General features: G+C 50.7%; 3 protein-coding genes. 1 reads left to right on the plus strand and 2 read right to left on the minus strand.

Annotation, left to right across the window (positions count from 1 at the left end):
* Positions 1-984 (plus strand): hypothetical protein (locus tag AC1WIP_RS11070; protein WP_481141880.1); only part of this gene is annotated, 984 nt, incomplete at its 5' end.
* Between the two features lie 7 nt (positions 985-991).
* Here AC1WIP_RS11070 and AC1WIP_RS11075 read toward each other — a convergent pair.
* Together AC1WIP_RS11075 and mfd are read right to left on the minus strand one after the other, a co-directional pair.
* Positions 992-2,014, minus strand: coding sequence for a sugar kinase (locus AC1WIP_RS11075; RefSeq protein ID WP_481141881.1), 1,023 nt, complete (start codon positions 2,012-2,014; stop codon positions 992-994).
* A gap of 315 nt (positions 2,015-2,329) precedes the next feature.
* Positions 2,330-5,032 (minus strand): transcription-repair coupling factor (gene mfd, locus AC1WIP_RS11080; protein WP_481141882.1); only part of this gene is annotated, 2,703 nt, incomplete at its 5' end.

Here is a 5,032-nt window from a genome sequence, read left to right on the forward strand (position 1 = left end):
GTATACAGCCTGCGCCATAAAAAGCTTTCCATCGACAAATGGGGGCTTTTGTCTGCGCTGCTTTTGTTTTTGATGGCCCTGCCCCTTCTGCTCTATGTGATGGTAAACTCCGGTCTCATTCCTGAGATTACCCTTCCCTTTTTTACCATCCCAAGGGCCAGCGGCTACAGGGGTTCTGAGATCGCCCTGCGCCCTGGCGAAATGTGGAGCAATCTAAAGACTGCCCTGCGCCTTTTGCTGTTTCAGAACACAGGCAGCCCCTACGATATCCTGCTTCCCTGGGGACTCTTTTACGATATCGGAAGAATTTTTATAGCAGTCGGTGCAGTTCTTCTGCTGATAAAGCTCGTAAAGTCCCTTCTGCGCAGAGAGTTCGCATGGGAGTATTTTCTGTTCGTCCAGCTTCTTGGCGGCGGCATTGTGTGCCTGTTAGTCACCGCCAGGCTCCACCAGGTCAACGCCCTGTTTATTCCTCTGGTGCTGTGCGAGGCCTACGGACTTTGGAATACCGCAGCATTTCTGCTGCAAAAAAGGGCAGTCATCGGCCGGGTTTTCACCTCAGCCGTCGCCGCCCTTTACCTGATCTGTCTGGTTCTGTTCCAGCGAGACTATTATACTGACTATAAAGATACCGTGAACGCTTATTTTGCCATCGGCATGGAGGAATGTGTGGCTTACGCCTTAGAGCAGTGTGAGGAAACGGGCATTGACACCATTACAGTCGAGAAGGGCGCTCAATGGCCCCGGCTTTTGCTCTACACAAATACGCTGCCCTCAGAATATCTGGAGAAGGTGGTGTATGACACGCCCCCTGCACCCGCTTCCTTTGAAACCCACGGCATCCATGTGAACACCCGTATCAACTATGACGCCATAAACAGCCACAGCATCTACATCATTTATTATACCGATGTACCCGTCTTTGAAAGGGACTTTACCCTGACGCAGTTCTACGACTGGTATGTGGCAGTGCCCAAAGCATGACGGTGCGCTATCGATCCATTTCGGCAATGCGGCCTGTGGACTTGTGCTCCTTGATAATACCCTCGATCTCCTTTAAATCCGTACACAAAAGGTCTCCTGGAATGGTGTTTTTCAGAGCGCTGATGGCATTGCCGTACTCCAGCGCCCTCTGATACTGGCCTTCATGGGCCAGAAGCCCATAGAGAACGCCGGATATGTAAGCGTCGCCGCTTCCGATACGGTCCACCACTTCTATATCCGAGTAAGGCGCCTCCTCATAATAGGTATCATCCTTTGCGCTGTAAATGATGGAACCAAAGGTATGACGCTTGGGACTGTGCACGATACGCTGGGTGGAGGCCACGATGGAGATGGGGTACTCCTGCGTAAAGCTCTTCATAATGCTTTTTGCGTCCCCCTCCTTTAAGAAGGTCAGACGGGCCGTATCCTCAGAGCAGAAGAAAATATCCACATAGGGAAGGATGGATTCAATACATTCCTTCGCCTCCGCCCCGGTCCACAGATTCCCCCTGAAATTCACATCAAAGGAGATCACCGCCCCCTGGGCCTTAAAGCGTCTCATCATTTCGATGGCTGTCTCCCTGCACTGGGCGCCGAGAGCCAGGGTAATTCCGCTGGTGTGAAAGCAGCGGGCCGCAGAAAAGAGCTTCTCATCGTAATCGTCTATGGAAATTTTATTGACAGAGGTGTTTTTCCTGTCGTAAACGATACGAGGCTTGCGGGGATATGCTCCGTTCTCATAATAATAGACACCCAGACGCGCGTCCTTGTCATCGTCATATACCAGATAATCGTCGCTGACTCCGCAGAGACGCACACGGTTCTTAATATACATACCCAGATCGTTTGCAGGCAGCTTGGAGATAATTCCGCACCGAAGCCCCAGCATAGCCGCACCGGTAATGGCATTGAGCTCCGCTCCCCCGGCCTGCTTGCTGAAGGTATCTCCCCTGGTCAGCCTTTCATTATCGGGCGGAGACAGCCGCAGCATAATTTCTCCCAGAGAAAGCAGATCAAATTCTCTCTTCATTTTCCAAATCCTCCCTTGTGCTATTCCGTGCAGATTCTTTCTGCATTTTCATATTAACTATATCACATTCTCCGGCGCAAGGTAAAGATATGGGGCAGTAGTTAAAAAATTAACACTGCGGTTTGTCCGGCCTTAGTTTTCTTCCATGTATTCTCTATACTCCTGCTCGCTGGCAAACAAAATGTAGCTTCCCGCCACATATCCCATGTATCCGCTTGCTGTAACATATCCTTTCATAAAAATACCTTCCTTTCAGAATCTGTGTTTTCTTGTTCTGAAAAGAAGGTATCATATTTTGAGTCCTATAATCCGTACTCAATCAAGCAGGACTTTCATTTCTTCCAGCAGTTCCTCCGTTTTTTCCAGGAGAAGCTCCGCGTCGGTTTCCACAAGCCCCGTCCTCTTATATTTGTAGGTAAAAAAGGGATTCCCATATGCGGTAAAGGTCAAATCCTTTCCAATCTTTTTCAGAAGATCGGGAATGCCTGCAGGATTTATGCCCGCATCCGGCCGAAAGGTAAAGGTAATTCTTTCATTTTTCCCCTTTATCTCCGTCATGGAAAGCCCATGGGCTCCCACGCGGATCAAAGCGATGCGCAGCAGATTGTCCACGGATTTTGGAATTTCTCCAAAGCGGTCTAAAAGCTCATCCTTCATGTCGTCCCGCTCCTTTTCATTCTCAATCCCCGCAATCCGCTTATAGATATCCAGCTTCTGCACCTCATTGACAATATAGGAGGGGGGAATAAAGGCGTCCACATCCAGATCGATGACCGTGGAAAAATCGGCGGCAGTAGATATTCCTTTTAAATTCTTTACCGCATCATTGAGCATCTTACAGTACAGATCATACCCCACAGCCTCCATGTGTCCATGCTGCTTCACCCCTAACAGATTACCTGCCCCTCTGATTTCCAGATCACGCATGGCGATCTTAAAGCCGCTGCCCAAATCCGTAAACTCCCTGATGGCAGCCAGCCGCTTTTCCGCCACCTCCTTTAAAAGCTTATCTCGTTTGTACATTAAAAAGGCGTAAGCAGTGCGGTTGGAGCGCCCCACCCGGCCTCTGAGCTGGTAAAGCTGGGACAGTCCCAGCTGGTCGGAGTCGTGAATGATCATGGTATTCACATTAGAGATATCAAGCCCCGTCTCTATAATGGTGGTAGAAACCAGAACGTCAATCTCTCCGCCGATAAAGTCAACCATAATGCGTTCCAGCTCATGCTCTCTCATCTGCCCATGGGCAAAGGCCACATTTGCCTCAGGCACCAGCTTTGCAATGGCTGCGGCCACATCCGCAATGTTGTTGACTCTGTTGTAGACATAATACACCTGGCCTCCCCTGGCCATCTCACGCACAATGGCCTCCCTGACCATTTCCTCATTGTATTCCATGCAGAAGGTCTGTATGGGAAGCCGATCCCCCGGCGCCTCCTCCAGCACACTCATGTCACGGATACCGATCAGGCTCATATGAAGAGTTCTGGGAATGGGGGTTGCCGTCAGGGTAAGCACATCCACATTCTCCTTCAGCTTTTTGATCTTCTCCTTATGGGCAACCCCAAAGCGCTGCTCCTCATCGATGATCAAAAGCCCCAAATCCTTGAATTTTACATCCCCAGAAAGGATTCTGTGGGTGCCGATCACAATATCCACCAGGCCCTTCTGCAGATCTGTCAGAGTCTTTTTCTGCTCTGCAGGCGTCCGAAAACGGCTCATCAGATCAATACGGACCGGAAAATCCTTCATTCTCTGCACAAAGGTGTTATAGTGCTGCTGGGCCAATATGGTAGTGGGCACCAGATAGGCCACCTGCTTTCCCTCCTGCACCGCCTTGAAGGCGGCCCGGATGGCAATCTCCGTCTTTCCGTAACCCACGTCTCCGCAGATCAGGCGGTCCATAATCTTTTTGCTCTCCATATCCGCCTTAGTGTCCGCAATGGCCGCAAGCTGATCCTCCGTCTCCTCAAAGGGGAACATCTCCTCAAACTCCCTCTGCCACACAGTATCCTTCCCATACTGATAGCCCTCGCTCTGCTGGCGCAGCGCATAGAGCTCCACCAGATCCTTTGCCACTTCGTTTACCGCGCCCCTTACCTTTGTCTTAGTGCGCTCCCATTCCTTGGTGCCAAGCTTGTTTAACTTCGGCTTTTTGGCGTCGGCCGAGGCATATTTCTGGATCACGTCAAGCCCCGTTGCAAGAATGTAAAGGTTCCCGCCGTCACGGTATTCAATCTTGATATAATCCTTCACCACATTGGACATTTCCACTTTTTCAATGCCTCGGTAAATTCCCAGGCCGTGGGTTTCATGGACCACATAATCTCCCACCCGCAGTTCATTGAAATCATTGATCTTCTGTCCCTGATACAGCCTCTTTTTCTTTTTCTTCTTTTTCTCCGCCCCAAAAATATCCGTCTCCGAAAGGACCACAAATTTCAGCATGGGGTATTCAAAGCCCTTGTTCACATGGCCGTAATAGGTCATGACCTCCCCGGGAATCACTTCCCGCATGGGGTCCTCCGTATAGATGGCGGGAATCTCCTGGTCCCTTAAATCCTCCGCAAGGCGTCTTGCCCTGGTGCGGGAGCCTGATAAAAGCAGCACCCGGTAGCCCTTCTTGCGGTATTGCTTCAAATCCCGCACAAGGGCTTCAAAGCTGTTGTTATAGGGAGCCAGATTCCTTGCGTTTACATCCAGCTTTTTCTCCGGCTTGAAATAAGCGCTTCTGCCGTCCAAGGTGGAGACGGTGACCACACAGCCCTTCTGTAAGCTTGCCGCCACCTGCTCGCCGCTATACAAAATATTCATCTGGCCTGGAAGCGCATATCCCTTCCCTGCTCTCTGCTCCATGCTCTCCCGAAACTCCAGCTCCACGGCGTCCGCCTGCTCCTTAAGCCTGGCGGGCTCATCCAGAAAAAAGACCGGCCGTTCCTTCACCATTCTCAAAAGCAGCTCCGGCAGCGTCACCGTATCCTCATAAAAGTAGCGGACGTATCCCTCCACATTAGCCAGGTT

This window comes from Acetatifactor sp., from assembly GCF_982438285.1.

Bases quoted from the DNA above. Each gene is read 5' to 3' on its own strand.
- AC1WIP_RS11075 (WP_481141881.1), bottom strand. From the start codon at position 2,014: ATGAAGAGAGAATTTGATCTGCTTTCTCTGGGAGAAATTATGCTGCGG.